The following is a 15004-nucleotide window of genomic DNA, read 5'->3' as shown; positions in this document are numbered from 1 at the left end:
CTCCTGTTTTACCTGCTAGCCTTTTTTTGCCCTTCTCTTTAAAGCGCCAGAGACGGACTGCCCTTTGGCACAGCGTTCGATGGCTTCTGCCAATCCCCGGATGTCATAAGATTTTGCCGTGACATCCGCTTTCAGTCCCATGGCCTCCAGGGCAGAGGCTGTAATATGGCCGATACAGGCCAGCTTTGGAGTCTTGCCCTCTTTTTCTTCTGACTGAAGGGTGAGCAGCAGTGACTGAGTGTTTTCAAAAAATGAGGTTACACCGGATGCACTGGCAAATACCAAATAATCATACAGTTCTGCCCTTCCTATCTCATCCGCCTGTTTACGGCCCTTTACCTCGTACAGCACCAGATCCTTAAGAGACGCCTCTGAGCGTTCCAGCTCCCTGATCAGTTCTTTGGAGCCTCCCCGGGAGCGTGGAATCAGGATATGATCCTCTTTGGTTAAAAGAGGAGCCAGCCCCCTTCCCAGGGCCTTCGCACTGTACTCATGTGGCATATAATCAGGCCGAAAGCCATATTCATACAGTTTTTCAGCGGTGCCGGAGCCAATTACAGCGAATTTCAGACCGCCCAGAGCCCTGAAATCACGGCCTGTTTTTAAAAGCCCACGAAAAAACAGCCGCACCCCATTGGCACTGGTAAAGACCACCCAGCTATAGGTATCCAGCCTTCTGTAGATTTCCCTCATTTCCACAGTATTCTCTCTGGAAATTAGTTCCATGGCATAAATCCATGTACATAGAGCTCCCTTTGCCTCCAGAGAGGCCTTTAGTTTTCCTGCGAAATGCTCCGTACCTGTAATTCCTACCCGTAAGCCAGAAAGAGGCTTATCCAGACTGGAATACATTTCATAGGCTGCCACTTCGCCTACTACAATAATCGCAGGGGTTTTAAGCCCAGCCTCCATTACCTTTTCTTCCAGGTTCATAAGGCTTCCCCGTACCACACGCTGATCTGGCAGAGTCCCTTTTTCAATAACTGCAGCCGGAGTTTCACAAGGCTTTCCCCCCTGTATCAGGCCTTTCACAATGAGAGGGAGCTGCTTTAGCCCCATCAGAAATACCAAAGTTCCGGGAAGCGTTCCATACAGCTCAAGATCCGGAGGAAGGCAGTCCCTGTCGCTTTGAGTATGGCCTGTAATTACATGAAAGCTCCTGCTGACTTCCCTGTGAGTTACAGGAATTCCCGCACATTCGGGAACTGCCACAGCAGAGGTTACTCCAGGTACTGATTCGTAAGGAATCCCTGCCTGCTCCAAAGCCAGGGCCTCCTCACCTCCACGTCCAAAGACGAAGGGATCTCCCCCTTTCAGACGGGCCACAGTTAGCCCTTCCTGCGCGAGATTCAGAAGGATGCTGTTAATTTCCTCCTGCTTCATAGAGTGATGTCCTATCTGCTTTCCTACAAATATGCGTTTGCAGCCTGGCTGTGTCCACTCCAGCAATGCATCCGAGGCCAAATGGTCATAAACAACGGCGTCGCAGGTCTTTAAAAGCTCCATCCCCTTTAATGTAATCAGCCCCGGATCGCCGGGTCCTGCTCCAATCAGATAAACCCTGCCTTGTTTCTTCATTTTATGTTGCTCCTCCCCTTGATTGACTGTAAAAGGCTTTGGCTCTTACAGGCTTAGCTTCCCTGCAGCCTCCTGTGCCAAAAGCTCCAGCTCCCGTGGAGTCAGGCCGCTTTCCAAACAGACCCGTCTGATACAGCCCTTTCTGGAGCTGATCCCCCAAAGTCTGGCCTTCCCTTGGCAGATTTGGGAATAAACGCCGATGGGCTCATGGCAGCCTGCCTCCAAAAGCTCCAAAACCCTGCGTTCCAGCGTCAGACATATGCGGCCTTCTCTGCTATCCACAGAGGCGCACAGAGCTGCCGCCTCGCTTCCGGCCAGCCCCTCTACTACCATTATCCCCTGTCCCCCTGCTGGGATGAATACCTCCGGTTGAAGAAAGTGGAACTCATAGGGATTTTCTTCTTTTGCTTCCAGAAGGCCCAGCCGTTTCAGCCCTGCGGCCGCAAGGATGATACCGTCATACTTCCCTTCCTTAAGCTTCCTTAAGCGGGTCGGAACATTTCCGCGGAGGGTTTCGCATCTGATAAGAGCCTTTTTAGGCCAAAGGCCGGACGGGATTGTCCAAAGAGACGCAAGGAGCTGCCGCCTGGGACTGGAGGTGCCAATCACGAACTTTTGACAGCTGAAAGCTGTCTGCTGCCGGCTGTCTGCTGCTGAGATATAACCTCCTTCGGTATGCTTCCTTCCCATCTTATTTCTTTCTTTCAGAGTAACCAGGACATCCCTGGGGTCCTCCCGCTCTGATACAGCCACAAGCGCCAGTCCCGGCGCCAGCTCCATAGGCATATCCTTTGCGCTGTGGACAGCCAGGTCAATGGTTCCATCCAGAATGGCCTGCTCAAGCTCTGATACAAATACGCCTTTTCCTCCAAATTCCTGCAGGGGCTTGTCCAGTATTTTGTCTCCCTGCGTATCTTTTGTCACTATCTCTATCTCAATATCCGGCCATGCCCTTCCCAGGGCTTCTGCAATCAGTTCCGTCTGAATCAAGGCAAGGGCGCTTTTTCTGGTGCCGATACGGATGATTTTACTCATGATCTTCTTCCAGCTTTCTCTCTATCATTTCCCGGATCATTTTCTCCGTAAGTACACAGCCATTGTTCAGCCCAGCCTCTGCAAGCTGGCTGAATAGGGCCGACCTGGCTTTTGGAGAATAGGGGAAGGCTTCCTTTATCTGCTCTCTGATACCTCCCAGCTGTTCAGCCAAATCCTCCAGCCCCTGGGGCAGGGCCGCAGATAAATGCTTTCTCAGGCAGCGAGCCAAAGCAGGGCTTGTGCCTTCTGTTGAAATACCTATAGTGACGGCCCCAGCTTTTATAAGGGATGGAAACAAAAAGGAACACTCTTTTTTGCCATCTGCCGCGTTGACAGGTATCCCCTTGCTTCTGCACAGCCGCGCGATCCGCTGGTTCAGCTGCGGACAAGAAGTTGCCGCGATTACAAACTGGGTATTGGCAAGATCCTCCTCCTTAAAATCCCGTTCCTCTAGCATAAGTCTCTCTTTCCATGGACCATCTTCCTTCAGCTTGTTAAAGGAAGGATTGATTTCAGAAGAAACCACACGTATACGGACGCCAAAGGGCAGAAGCTCCCCAGCCTTGCGAAAGGCTACGGCTCCCCCGCCCACGATCAGCCACCGGCTATTTTCAATCTCTGCGAAAAAGGGAAAGTACCCCATATACGCACCCCTCTTTCCTTTTGACAATCTGAAGTCTCACACCCCAAAGCACAGGCTCTCCCACATCCTAAGATTCCTCGTCCCGCCGCCGTCTTCTTTCCTCCAGGAGGCGGTCAAATTCCTCCTCTGTAAATCCAATTTCTGCAAGGCGCGCTCTCCGCTTTTGCCGCAGTTCATTCTGACGCTCCCGCTCTTTTCTTCTTTTTTTTCTGAGGATGATTATTCCAGCTTCCGACAGCAGACCAAAGCATACAAGGATACCTGCCGCAAGCATCATACGCCTGGGGATTTTAAATTGGGAGCTGTGCAAAGCTCCTTCCGCCTTAGCGCCGGTATTTCCAGCTTCAGAACCATCATTTCCCGTAAGCTCTCCCGGAGTTGCCAATGCATCTACTGTATTCTGCCCCGTGCTTAAAAGCCAGGCAGAGCCTATTTCACGCTCATTATAGATATAATTCAGTCTGGCTACCGCTCCTTTTGGATGCTTCTGTGGAAGCTTCGTCTCAAGGGACTTCTCCGCATCTGTAAACCGGGCGTCCTCCGGCAGGGTAATGACAGCAGCTTCATCAAACATCAGCTCTGAAGGCTCATAAGCTGTTCCGTCTATCAGCACTGGCTCTGTTCCTGTAACATACTCAATTTCATTATCCCTGACCCTTGCATTTTTAAATCGCTTAAATGCAAAATCCAAAATGGTCATGGTATCGGAATAATGGGTTTTTTCTGTGCTTTTTAACGTAACAGCCACCAGCCTCCGTCCGTCCTTCTCCGCATAGGTTACAAGCGTCTGACCTGCCTGGGAGGTCCATCCTGTTTTCCCCGCCTTAGCGGCAGGAAAATAATATTCACTGTCTGGATTCTCATTATTCTTGACCAGCTGATGCTCTATGGAGCAGGATACGCCTTCCGGATTATTGACCGTGGCCGGTATGAAAGCTCTCTTGGTAGAACAGATTTCAAGTGCCAGAGGATTCTGAAATACGGCTCTGGCAATGAGGGCCATATCATAGGCGGATACTCTCTGGTTGTCATCATTTAATCCAGAAGGATTTGCGAATTGGCTGCCGTCTACGCAGCCTACTTCCTTCAGCTTCTCATTCATCATGTCCACAAAAGCGGATCGGCTGCCTGCCACATATTCCGCCAGCGCATTGGCAGCCTGATTGGAGGACTGGAGAACCATCAAATTCAGGCATTCCCTGACGGTCATGGAATCTCCCGTATCCAATCCGAATTTATTGCCGCTGCCTGATTCTACATTATAAACTGCGTCCCTGGAAAACGTTACCTGAGCCTCCAAATCCTTTGTATGCTCAATAACCACCAGCGCTGTCAGCAGCTTTGTAATACTGGCCGGAGCTCTAAGGCTATGTATGTCCTGGGCAAAAATCACAGCCCCTGAATCAATGTCCATTACAATTCCGGCCTCAGATTGAACCCCTGTATCCTTGGGCCACTCCGGCCTGGCTAATGCGGTCACCAGAGAGAAATTCAGTATGAGTATGAGACTTAGCAGCATACACCCTATCTTGCGCATAGTTCCCCCTATTCATGTATTGCATTCGTATCTGCCGCTTACGGCGGCAGCATCTATTTAAAAATAGTACAAGGATGATTATATGAGAATCCGGGGCTGCTGTCAATGGATTCGCAGCTTCATGTATTCTAATGCCCCCAGAATTAATCCTCCAAGCAGGAAAAAAGGCACATGAAAGGTCTGCAGACTCATAGGCGGCTGCCATACATCCAAGGTGGTGGGCCCCATGGTAATTGCATATAAGGAACCTGCCATCAGTCCGAGAATGGCATAGATGGTTTGGGAACGGTAACGCTTAAGACACAGCTTAATCAGCTTAATCACTCCCACAATGCCAGTTATAATCCCCAGACCGAATATTGCCAGAACCGGCACATAATTAAAGTTAAAATGAAGAAATTCCTTTACAGCCCCGATAATAGGCACATAGACGCCAAAGATCAACAGCAGGGTGGAGCCGGATATCCCAGGCAGCACCATAGCCGTTATGGCTACCATGGCCGTGATAAATACATAAACAGCCAGCCCGAAGGAAAGATGCTCCACAGATACATTTATCCCTGTACCTCCCCCTGTACCTCCGGCCGGATTGAAAAAATAAGAAATGCAGAATACAAGCGCCATACCTGCAAGAGTAAACAGCAGGTTTCCATAATGCCCCCTTAAGACCTCCCGTTCCTCCTTAATCACCATAGGGATGGCAAAAAGGGTCAGTCCCATAAACACAGAGCTTATCTGGTAAATATAGGTATGAAAAAGTCCTGAAAGAATCAAGACCGAAAGGCAGAAGCCTGCGATCCAGCCAACGCCCAGCTTAGCCAGAAACAGAAGAGCCTTTTTTCTCTTACCTCTGTCTCTGCCCATAAGATCATTTAATGAGTTAATAAATTCATCATAAAACCCTAGTAAAAATGCAACGGTTCCGCCTGACACTCCCGGTACGCTGTCCGCCAGTGCCATGCAGAACCCTCTGATTCCATTAAGCAGCACGTGTGTTGTCCTCCTGTATTTATTTCTCTCAACAATTATACAGGATTTAAGGGGAATTTCAAGCAGGATTTTCGCTACAGTCCGCCCAGTCTGCCACAGCCTGCCTCTTGACTCATAAAAAGCTGTATGTTACATTGATAATAAGTACTATCATTCTTATGAAAAGGGGAGGCTTCTATGCAATTACCAACTCACATCACCCTGGCTGAATGGATCATTATGATCCTTGTGTTTTCTTTGATAGGAGCCGCCTATTGGCTCATTAATGATTCACGAAAACGCGGAATGAAGGTAGGAGGAAAAGCCTGCGGCGGCTGTCCTCACTACTGCCAATTTAACCGAAATTGCGATGGAACTCCAAGAGATGTATCAGATCTTCCCTCTGAGCAGGAGGATGAAACATTAATTTCCTGAAATAATCCCATACATTTCAGGTCTCCGATCCCGGAACAGCCCCCATTCCATCCGCATATCCCGTATTTCATCCAAATCAAAGCCTTTTCCAATAAAGCCCTCCTCCCTGCGCCCCATGGATTCCACAATGGCTCCTGTGCTGTCTGTGATAAAGGAGGAGCCATAAAACGTCAGGGAGGATTTCTGGTTTCCATTCTCAGCGCAGGGCTTTACAGTCTCTGTCCCCACCCGGTTAGCAGCTGCCACAGGCAGAATATTGGCTGCCGAATGGCCCTGCATACATCTTTGCCAATGCTCCATGCTGTCACAATTCAGTACTGGCTCACTGCCGATTGCCGTAGGATAAAGAAGCAGCTCCGCTCCCATCAGGGCAAGGCATCTGGCGGCTTCAGGGAACCACTGATCCCAGCAAATACCGATTCCTACCGTTCCAAAGCAGGTATGGAAAACCTGAAATCCTGTATCTCCCGGCGTAAAATAAAATTTCTCCTGATAATAATGGTCATCCGGTATATGGGTTTTGCGGTATATTCCCAGATTCTTCCCTTCTCCATCTAAAACTGCTACGGAGTTAAAGGTTTGCATGCCATCCAGCTCATAAAAGCTTACAGGTATTACTACCCCCAGCTCCTTTGCAACCCTGGAGAAGTGCAGCACCGCTTCGTTATCATCCACTGTTTTTGCGTAATGATAATATCCATACTGCCGTTCCTGACAGAAATAGGGACGCTCAAAAAGCTCAGGCAGAAGAATCACATTGGCTCCGTTCTTTGCGGCCTGGCGAACCAGTGCTTCCGCCCGTTCCAGATTATCTTCCACACGTGCACCACAGCGCATCTGCACTGACGCCACATTTACCTTTCTCATAGAAACCTCCTTCTTATCCTCCCAGCTGGTATCTGCTGGGTAATGCAGTGTATGTTTCCTCCGCCTATTATAATATCCCTGGCATATACAGGCACAAGCCTGCGATCCGGAAAACAGCTGCCCAGAATCTCTTTTGCCGTCCCATCATTCTCATCTCCGAATTGAGGAAGGATAACTCCTCCATTGGAAAGATAGAAGTTTACATAGCTGGCCGCCATTCTCTCTCCAGGAACTCTCTTATCCTCACCAGGTTCTGCAAGCAAGGCTGATGCCTCATTCTCTGTAAGGCGCACAGGCTTCCGCGGAACAGGCAGTTTGTGAATCAGAAAACGCCTTCCTTTATGATCGGTTTCTGCCGCCAGGATCTCGTAATTCCTTTGACTCATCTCATACTGAGGATCTTCCCTGTCCTCCGTCCAGGCCAGAAGCACTTCTCCGGGCCGCGCAAAGGCGCATACGTTATCTACATGCTCATTGGTTTCATCCTGATAAATGCCACTGGGAAGCCAAATCACCTTTTCTGCTCCCAGATAATCCTTTAGCTGTCCTTCAATTTCTTCCTTTGTCATCTCAGGATTGCGTCCCGGACTCAATAGGCAGGCCTCCGTCACCAGAAGGGTTCCGTCACCGTCGGAATGGATGGAGCCTCCCTCCAGCACAAAATGCCGTGCGTCATACAGGGGATACCCAAACCGCTGGCAAAAGCGCTCGGCCAGCTCCTGATCCTTTACCCAGCTTTGGTACAGACCATCATAGCTGCCTCCCCAGGCATTAAACTGCCAGTCAACACCTGCCACATCCCCTTGTCCATTTACAAGAAAGGTAGGGCCGGTATCTCTGGCCCATGCATCATCTGACTCCATGGGAACAACTAAAATACGAGATGAAAGCATCCTTTGGGCAGAGGGCAAGCCCTCCTTCTCTGTCAGCATTATGACCTGTTCACTGTCAGCAATGGCCTCTGCCACCTGGGCAAAGGCCCTCCTGGCTCTGGAAGCGTCGTATCCCCAGGAGCCAGGGCGGCAGGGCCAGATCATAATACAGCCCTCATGGGGCTCAAATTCCCCCGGCATTCTAAAGCCGTCTTCTGCCGGAATTCCTCTCAAATGTTTCATATATTCTCCCTGAAATTCTTATGAAATTTATGACAGCCTGCGTTTAAAATCTTCATAGCCAAAGGTACGGATTATCCGGCATGCTCCCTCTTTGTCCATCACTGCAATGGACGGCAGGGCCATCCCGTTAAAGGTATTATTCTTCACCATGGAGTAAATCGCCATATCCATAAAGTACAGCTTATCCCCAGGCTCCGCCTCCCTGTCAAAGGAGTAATCCCCTATAATGTCTCCGGCCAGGCAGGTACAGGAGGAAAGACGATAGGTGTATGCCCTCTCCCCTGGCAGGCCGCTGTTCTTAAGAGGCGGCCGGTAGGGCATCTCCAGCACATCGGGCATATGGCAGGCGGCAGAGGCATCCAGAATCAGAGTTCGGATACCGTCATTTTCCACCACATCCATAACCTGCGTCACCAGATAGCCGGCATCCAACGCTACCGCCTCCCCAGGCTCCAGGTATACGGTAAGGCCGTAGATGTCCTTCATGCGGCAGACGCACTGCTCCAGCAGATCTATATTATATCCCTTCCTGGTTATATGGTGGCCTCCGCCCATATTGATCCATGACACCTGATGAAGGTAAGGGCCGAACTGCGCCTCCACCGCGTCCAGCGTCTTTTTTAATGCATCCGCGTCCTGCTGGCACAAAGTATGAAAATGAAAGCCGTCAATAAAGGGAAGATATTCCTCCCGAAAGTCCTGAATCCTTACTCCCAGCCTGGAGCCTGGCGCACAGGGATCATAGATGGCATGACCCTCCTGGGTAGAGAGCTGTGGATTAATACGCAAGCCCCGTTCCGCCCTGCCGCACCGATCCTTAAACTTCTCCAGCTGGGTCAGGGAATTGAAAGTAATATGATCGCAGCATTCTGTCAGCTCCGGGAAGTCCTCCTCTTTGTAGGCTGGAGAAAATACATGATTCTCTAATCCCATCTCCTCATATCCCAGCCTTGCCTCATATAGCCCGCTGGCGGTGGTTCCCTTCAGGTATCTTCCTATTAAGGGATATTCATAAAAACAGGAGAATGCCTTCTGGGCCAGCAGAATCCGGCAGCCAGTCCGCTCCTGAACCTGCCTGAGAATCCTCAGATTGTCCTCCAGCTTTCCCTCATCAATCACATAGCAGGGAGTAGGCAGCTCATCCATCCTCACCCTCTCACTCCTCATCTGCTCTCCACACCTTTACCGGAGCCGGGTTTTCGCACACCAACCAAGGCAGCCCCCAGCGATTTAAGGCCTCCATATATGGATCTGGATCAAATTCCTCTACATTGAAAACTCCCGGCTTCTTCCACTGTCCTGTTACCACCATCATGGCCCCAATCATAGCAGGCACTCCTGTGGTATAGGAAACTGCCTGGGATTCCACCTCCCGGTAGCATGCCTGGTGATCGCACACGTTATAAATATAAATGCTCTTTTCCTTCCCGTACTTGATCCCGGTAAAGATGCAGCCAATGTTTGTCTTTCCTACTGTTCTTGGCCCAAGAGCAGCCGGATCTGGCAAAAGGGCCTTTAGAAACTGAATTGGAACAATCTCCCGGCCCTCATATAAGACAGGAGAGGTAGACAGCAGGCCTACATTTTCCAAGCACTTCATATGGGTCAGATAGCTCTGGCCAAAGGTCATAAAAAACCGGATTCTCTTTACGCCAGGTATGTTCTTAGCCAGAGATTCAATCTCCTCGTGGTGCAGAAGATACATGTCCTTTACTCCCACCTGCGGGAAATCGTACCGTGACTTAAGCTCCACCGGCTTAGTTTCTATCCATCTTCCATCCTCCCAGTAGGAGCCGGGAGAAGATACCTCCCGCAGGTTGATTTCTGGATTAAAATTCGTGGCAAATGGATAGCCGTGATCCCCTCCGTTGCAGTCCAGAATATCTATGGTATGTATCTCATCAAAATAATGCTTCAAGGCATAGGCCGAGAACACACCTGTGACTCCAGGATCAAAGCCGCTTCCCAAAAGGGCTGTAATACCAGCCTTTTCAAACCGCTCCCTGTAATCCCACTGCCAGGAATAGTCAAAAAGGGCTGTAAAGCCAAGCTCTCTGCAGCGTTTTTCATACATTCTCCTCCAATGGGGATCGTTTGTATCCTCAGGCTCATAGTTGGCTGTGTCAATATAGTCCGTTCCTGTAGCCAGGCAGGCATCCATAATTGTCAAATCCTGATAGGGAAGGGCTACATTAAGCACTGCGTCAGGCTTATAGGCCCGGATCAGGCTGATGACCTCCTTAGCGCAATTTCCATCCACCTGTGCCGTGTCGATCCGCGTGCCGGTAGTCCCCTGAAGCTTTGCCTTCAGCGCATCACACTTCTCCTTCCTCCTGCTGGCAATCATAATCTCACTGAAAATACCGCTGTTCTGGCAGCATTTGCGGATGGCAACGGAGGCTACGCCGCCGCATCCAATCACCAATAATCTGCTCATATCCGTTCTTCCTCCTCTTCCAATAAAGCCTCCACATATCTGGGCAGCATAAAGGCACCCATATGCAGGTTCGTAGTATAATACTTCGTATCTATCTCCAGCCTGTTCCACTTCTCAGGCTTGAAATCCGTTACAGGATGATATTTCTTAGAGGCAAAGCCAAACAGCCAGTAACCAGAAGCGCAGGTTGGTATATGGGCCTGGTATACCCGGCTGATAGGAAAAGACCGGTATGCCTTCCTGTGCATGCTGCGGCAGGCCATCTCATCCTCGCTGTAAAACGGACTTCCGTGCTGATACACCATAATGCCATCTTTTCTCAAAGCCTTATAGCAGCTTCCGTAAAACTCCTTGGTGAACAGCCCTTCCGTATAGCCAAAGGGATCGGTAGAATCATTAATGATCAGGTCATAGACTTCACATTTACTCCGCAGGAAACGAAGTCCGTCGTCATAGTACACCCTCACTCTCTCATCCTTCAACCCGGCAGACAAGCGGGGAAATATTTCTTTGCAGACCTTCACAAAAAGCCGGTCTGTCTCCACTAGGTCGATGGATCGGATACCTGGATAACGAAGCAGCTCCTTAGCCACCCCGCCGTCCCCTCCGCCGATAATCAACACATCCTTAACATCTGGATGAACTGCCATAGGCACATGAGTCACCATCTCGTCATAGATAAACTCATCCTTTTCCGAAAATACAATGGCTCCATCCAGGGCGATAAATTTGCCAAATTCCTCCGACTCAAACACATCGATTCTCTGGTACTCGCTTGCACCGCTGAAAATCTGTCTGTCTATCCGCACTGACAGCTTCACATTATCCGTGTGAAGCTCAGAAAACCATATCTCCATGAACCTCTCTCCTTTCCAGAACCATCAGATTCTCTATTTTCGGATCTTCTGTCCCCTGCATGGAGCAGCCTTTTTCCTTTGCGTAGAGAATATATTCTGTAATCTCATCTGTAATCTCCTCACCGGGAGCCAGGATAGGGATTCCAGGAGGATAGCACATAACAAATTCCCCGCTGATCCGGCCGGCCGCTTCTTTCACCGGCACCGACTCCTTATCCGAATAAAATGCTTTCTGTGGAGAAACAACTACTCTGGGAGCAATATACTCACCGGAAAGCATACCAGCCCGATCTTTTTTATACAGGCGCTCAATATCCGCCAAAGCCCCCACCAGCCGTTCGATATCCTGAATCCTGTCTCCAATGGAAATGTAGGCAAGGATATTGCAGATGTCTCCAAACTCTATCTGAATATCATACTCGTCCCTCAGCAGATCGTACACCTCAATTCCTGCCAAGCCGTTGTCCAAGGTATAGACAGAGAGCTTTGTAACGTCATAGTCAAAGATGCTTGTACCGTTGACCAAATCCCTTCCATATGCATAAAAGCCTCCGATGTCATTGATTTCCTGCCTGGCATACTCTGCCATCTCCACCACTCTGGCAAAGGATTCCCTCCCTCTTAAGGCCAGGTTCCGTCTGGAAATATCCAGGCTGGACAAAAGCAGATAGGAGGCGCTGGTGGTTTGGGTCAGATTAATGATCTGCCTTACATAATCGGCATTTATACCCTGATTCAGGAGAAGGAGAGAGCTTTGCGTCAGGCTTCCTCCCGATTTATGCATAGAAACAGCCGCCATATCCGCTCCTGCTGCCATAGCTGATACCGGAAGTCCTTCTCCAAAGTACAGATGGGTGCCGTGAGCCTCATCTGCCAGCACCTTCATGCCGCAGCTATGAGCCAGCCTGACAATGGATGGGAGATCCGAGCAGATACCATAATAGGTAGGATTATTCACAAATACCGCCACCGCGTCCGGATTCGCTTTCATAACCTGCTCTACCTGACGAAGCTCCATACCAAGAGAGATTCCCAGTATGCTGTTCACCTCTGGATTAACATAAACAGGAACCGCTCCGCACAGAATCAGAGCATTGATAACGCTTTTATGGACATTCCGGGGCAGGATAATTTTATCTCCTGCCTTGCAGACGGACAGGATCATTCCCTGCACCGCCGAGGTGGTGCCGCCCACCATCAAAAAGGCGTTGGCCGCGTGGAAAGCCTCCGCCGCCAGCTCCTCCGCCTCACGGATAACCGATACAGGATGGCAGAGATTGTCCAGAGGCTTCATGGAGTTTACGTCCAGCCCCACGCAATTCTCCCCCAGCAGACTTGCCAGCTCAGGATTTCCCCTTCCCCTTTTATGACCCGGTACATCAAAGGGAACCACGCGCCGTCTCTTAAACATTTCCAGAGCTTCATAAATGGGAGCTCTCTTCTGGCTTCTCTTTTCCATTGTGAATCTCCTTCCGGTCAAAATACAACAAAAAAGCAGATGATTCTACATCATCTGCACGCAATTTTACACAAACTATTACCACTATTCCCGTTTCCATGTTCCCATAGCAAATATGTTGTCCTGCATTTATTGATCGTTTCACAAGATGATGTGCAATCGCACTGATTATAAAGTAATCAACTTATAAAATTTGAGCTTCTAACTCAATCAATAATGTGGTTTCCCACGCCCGGCAACTGACCCGCCTGTCCGTATGGGCTTAACTCCCCGGGGAGTGGTCATATTTGCATGAAAACATATCCATATCTTCACACTGAAACAAAGAATACCATATTTATCCGCAGCGTGTCAACTGGATTTTTAAATTCAGAAATTATTTCTTTTGTAAAGCCAGCTCCGTCACCCCTTCCGAATCATATCATTACCCTCGTTTGCTTTCGCCATAGGAAAAAGAATTAAATAACCTTTCATTATTTTCAAACAGCGTTTGTTTGATCCAATTATCATCTGAAGCCTCTGTGCCGATCTCATTCATATCCCTTCCTAATAAATGATTCATTATTTTCCGGGCATCTTGAACATCCATTGTCCCCGCAGCGCTCTTTGATAAAAATTCTACCCCTGATAATGCCATGACTGCATTACGCACCTTATCGGAGCTTATGCCTGTATTTGCCTGCCCGGATGTTTCTTCTGTGTCCGAGACAATTCCACTGCCGCTGACTACTACCTGTTGCAACGCCTTGCAGCTTATATGGCTGTCAGAATCAAACGTTATTTTGCTGGCTCCCGTCTCCCCGCTCTGGAATGTTATACTATCTTCCGCATGAATGGTTACGTTTCCTGTCCGCCCTCCGATTTCCAGATCTGATTCTGCACTGATATGAAGGGTTTCTGACGCTTTTATGTGAATGCATCCGTCCTGATGCATTACAATCGCAGCACGCTCCATTCCTGAGGATATACTAAGCTTTTCCTCGTCCATGTACAGCCCAAGCCCCTCCTTATTTCTTAAATATTTCATATTGTGTTTCTCAGGATTTGTTTGCTTCATCCTTCTTCTGGCAGCGCTTATGAAGGCGTGAGCCTCTACCAGATCAGGAAAGGTCACTTCCACTTCGTCTCCAGGCTCTGGCATGTAATATCCCGCCTCATTATTTTCTTCACCAGCAAATGGCAGCCAGGGTGTATTTCCTTGTGCATAATCCTCTATAGGATATTTAACACGAAGCTTATTGCGGTTAATTTCTTTTACAACAGCCCAAAGGTGCAGGCCTGCTAGCTTCGTATTCGGTAAATACGGGAAAGAAGCACCCCTTGTCCTTTCTAAAAGGGATTGATAGAGTAACTCTCCCCTTTTTATCAAGCTTTCAGTGGATTTTATCAAATATAGACTTCCTTTATAAGAAATCCGGCAGCCAAGCTCAGCCTGCTTATGTGTTTGAATTGTTAACTGCTCCTGTTCTTTCAATAAATTAGTGTTATTAGTTAATTCTTCCCCTTCCAGAATCCCCTTCTCCCTGCTGGAAGCTCCAAAAAAGAGCTGGATAGATGAAGATTTACAATTTGCCCATATACCTGTGTTAAAGTGTGAGGATAACCGTTTAAGGAACTCCCAATCGGTTTCATCAAACTGCACAATACTATGAGGAATTTTGGCCCCATTCGTTACTTGATCGAGATGAGAGGAGCTTTTATAGGATCTTAAAACTTCAAACAGGATCTGCTCATAGGTCATATCCAAGTCCTGAAATACCCGTCTTCTTTTCATTCCATCCATTTCACAAGAAGCAGAATATGCTTTTAGCTGAAAGCTCAAAAATTCCTTGTCATATTTCAGCTTTATATCATGAATCCTACCACAAAAGATTATACTTCCATTTCTGTCCATTACTGTGACAGCTTGCTTTTCCGGAATCCTATTCTGTACCGCCCTGCAGATTCCGCTTAAGTTTAATTCAGCATGTTCATTCATTCTTTCAAAAATATGCAGTGCGTGAACTGTGACGATTTCCAGGTTTATATCTATGGAAAATTCCTGGTGTTGATACATTGTATGCGTTGCCTCC

General features: G+C 48.7%; 13 protein-coding genes. 1 reads left to right on the top strand and 12 read right to left on the bottom strand.

Annotated elements, in window-relative coordinates; all coding sequences use genetic code 11:
- Window positions 1–15 precede the first annotated feature (15 nt).
- The 5 genes from cobA to FYJ39_RS17210 all read right to left on the bottom strand — a co-directional run bounded on the left by cobA (window position 16) and on the right by FYJ39_RS17210 (window position 5753).
- The gene (gene cobA / locus FYJ39_RS17230) at window positions 16–1578 is read right to left on the bottom strand and encodes a uroporphyrinogen-III C-methyltransferase (RefSeq protein WP_154473659.1); all 1563 of its coding nucleotides are present in this window, start codon (window positions 1576–1578) and stop codon (window positions 16–18) included.
- A gap of 45 nt (window positions 1579–1623) precedes the next feature.
- On the bottom strand, window positions 1624–2613 hold the full coding sequence (hemC, locus tag FYJ39_RS17225; protein WP_154473658.1) for a hydroxymethylbilane synthase: 990 nt from the start codon (window positions 2611–2613) through the stop codon (window positions 1624–1626).
- Window positions 2606–3256 carry a precorrin-2 dehydrogenase/sirohydrochlorin ferrochelatase family protein gene (locus tag FYJ39_RS17220; protein ID WP_154473657.1) on the bottom strand — a complete coding sequence of 217 codons (651 nt, stop codon included), beginning with the start codon at window positions 3254–3256 and terminating at the stop codon, window positions 2606–2608. The genes hemC and FYJ39_RS17220 overlap by 8 nt, the downstream gene beginning before the upstream one ends.
- Before the next feature lie 67 nt (window positions 3257–3323).
- Window positions 3324–4793: a D-alanyl-D-alanine carboxypeptidase family protein gene (locus FYJ39_RS17215; protein WP_154473656.1), complete on the bottom strand. Its 1470-nt coding sequence runs from the start codon at window positions 4791–4793 to the stop codon at window positions 3324–3326.
- 102 nt (window positions 4794–4895) lie between these two features.
- A complete protein-coding gene (locus FYJ39_RS17210; protein WP_154473688.1) occupies window positions 4896–5753 on the bottom strand; it encodes a DUF368 domain-containing protein in 858 nt (285 codons plus the stop codon).
- A gap of 207 nt (window positions 5754–5960) precedes the next feature.
- On the opposite strand from FYJ39_RS17210, the gene FYJ39_RS17205 reads away from it, so the two are divergent.
- A complete protein-coding gene (locus FYJ39_RS17205; RefSeq protein WP_154473655.1) occupies window positions 5961–6197 on the top strand; it encodes a hypothetical protein in 237 nt (78 codons plus the stop codon).
- On the opposite strand, the gene aguB is transcribed toward FYJ39_RS17205, so the two are convergent.
- The 7 genes from aguB to FYJ39_RS17170 all read right to left on the bottom strand — a co-directional run bounded on the left by aguB (window position 6186) and on the right by FYJ39_RS17170 (window position 14988).
- Window positions 6186–7064, bottom strand: a complete 879-nt coding sequence (gene aguB / locus FYJ39_RS17200; RefSeq protein ID WP_154473654.1) for an N-carbamoylputrescine amidase — start codon at window positions 7062–7064, stop codon at window positions 6186–6188. The genes FYJ39_RS17205 and aguB overlap by 12 nt on opposite strands.
- The gene (aguA, locus tag FYJ39_RS17195; protein WP_154473653.1) at window positions 7061–8179 is read right to left on the bottom strand and encodes an agmatine deiminase; all 1119 of its coding nucleotides are present in this window, start codon (window positions 8177–8179) and stop codon (window positions 7061–7063) included. The genes aguB and aguA overlap by 4 nt, the downstream gene beginning before the upstream one ends.
- Window positions 8180–8206: 27 nt before the next feature.
- Window positions 8207–9346 (bottom strand): carboxynorspermidine decarboxylase, encoded by a 1140-nt coding sequence (nspC, locus tag FYJ39_RS17190; protein ID WP_154473652.1) that lies wholly within the window; start codon window positions 9344–9346, stop codon window positions 8207–8209.
- The gene (locus FYJ39_RS17185; RefSeq protein WP_154473651.1) at window positions 9336–10616 is read right to left on the bottom strand and encodes a saccharopine dehydrogenase family protein; all 1281 of its coding nucleotides are present in this window, start codon (window positions 10614–10616) and stop codon (window positions 9336–9338) included. Before FYJ39_RS17185 ends, nspC begins: the two co-directional genes overlap by 11 nt.
- Window positions 10613–11473 carry a polyamine aminopropyltransferase gene (gene speE, locus FYJ39_RS17180; protein WP_154473650.1) on the bottom strand — a complete coding sequence of 287 codons (861 nt, stop codon included), beginning with the start codon at window positions 11471–11473 and terminating at the stop codon, window positions 10613–10615. Before speE ends, FYJ39_RS17185 begins: the two co-directional genes overlap by 4 nt.
- The gene (locus tag FYJ39_RS17175; RefSeq protein ID WP_154473649.1) at window positions 11454–12932 is read right to left on the bottom strand and encodes an aminotransferase class I/II-fold pyridoxal phosphate-dependent enzyme; all 1479 of its coding nucleotides are present in this window, start codon (window positions 12930–12932) and stop codon (window positions 11454–11456) included. The genes speE and FYJ39_RS17175 overlap by 20 nt, the downstream gene beginning before the upstream one ends.
- 424 nt (window positions 12933–13356) lie before the next feature.
- On the bottom strand, window positions 13357–14988 hold the full coding sequence (locus tag FYJ39_RS17170) for a contractile injection system protein, VgrG/Pvc8 family (protein WP_195840469.1): 1632 nt from the start codon (window positions 14986–14988) through the stop codon (window positions 13357–13359).
- Window positions 14989–15004: the final 16 nt, after the last annotated feature.

Source organism: Clostridium porci, assembly GCF_009696375.1.
Classification (GTDB): Bacteria; Bacillota; Clostridia; order Lachnospirales; family Lachnospiraceae; genus Enterocloster; species Enterocloster porci.
This window is presented reverse-complemented; position numbering and strand designations above follow the sequence as displayed.

Excerpts from the sequence above, each read along its gene's own strand:
- FYJ39_RS17210 (WP_154473688.1), bottom strand. The coding sequence starts at position 5,753 with ATGGCACTGGCGGACAGCGTACCGGGAGTGTCAGGCGGAACCGTTGCA.
- cobA (WP_154473659.1), bottom strand. The coding sequence starts at position 1,578 with ATGAAGAAACAAGGCAGGGTTTATCTGATTGGAGCAGGACCCGGCGAT.
- hemC (WP_154473658.1), bottom strand. The coding sequence starts at position 2,613 with ATGAGTAAAATCATCCGTATCGGCACCAGAAAAAGCGCCCTTGCCTTG.
- FYJ39_RS17170 (WP_195840469.1), bottom strand. The coding sequence starts at position 14,988 with ATGTATCAACACCAGGAATTTTCCATAGATATAAACCTGGAAATCGTC.
- FYJ39_RS17215 (WP_154473656.1), bottom strand. The coding sequence starts at position 4,793 with ATGCGCAAGATAGGGTGTATGCTGCTAAGTCTCATACTCATACTGAAT.
- FYJ39_RS17205 (WP_154473655.1), top strand. The coding sequence starts at position 5,961 with ATGCAATTACCAACTCACATCACCCTGGCTGAATGGATCATTATGATC.
- FYJ39_RS17220 (WP_154473657.1), bottom strand. The coding sequence starts at position 3,256 with ATGGGGTACTTTCCCTTTTTCGCAGAGATTGAAAATAGCCGGTGGCTG.
- aguB (WP_154473654.1), bottom strand. The coding sequence starts at position 7,064 with ATGAGAAAGGTAAATGTGGCGTCAGTGCAGATGCGCTGTGGTGCACGT.
- FYJ39_RS17185 (WP_154473651.1), bottom strand. The coding sequence starts at position 10,616 with ATGAGCAGATTATTGGTGATTGGATGCGGCGGCGTAGCCTCCGTTGCC.
- FYJ39_RS17175 (WP_154473649.1), bottom strand. The coding sequence starts at position 12,932 with ATGGAAAAGAGAAGCCAGAAGAGAGCTCCCATTTATGAAGCTCTGGAA.
- nspC (WP_154473652.1), bottom strand. The coding sequence starts at position 9,346 with ATGAGGAGTGAGAGGGTGAGGATGGATGAGCTGCCTACTCCCTGCTAT.
- speE (WP_154473650.1), bottom strand. The coding sequence starts at position 11,473 with ATGGAGATATGGTTTTCTGAGCTTCACACGGATAATGTGAAGCTGTCA.
- aguA (WP_154473653.1), bottom strand. The coding sequence starts at position 8,179 with ATGAAACATTTGAGAGGAATTCCGGCAGAAGACGGCTTTAGAATGCCG.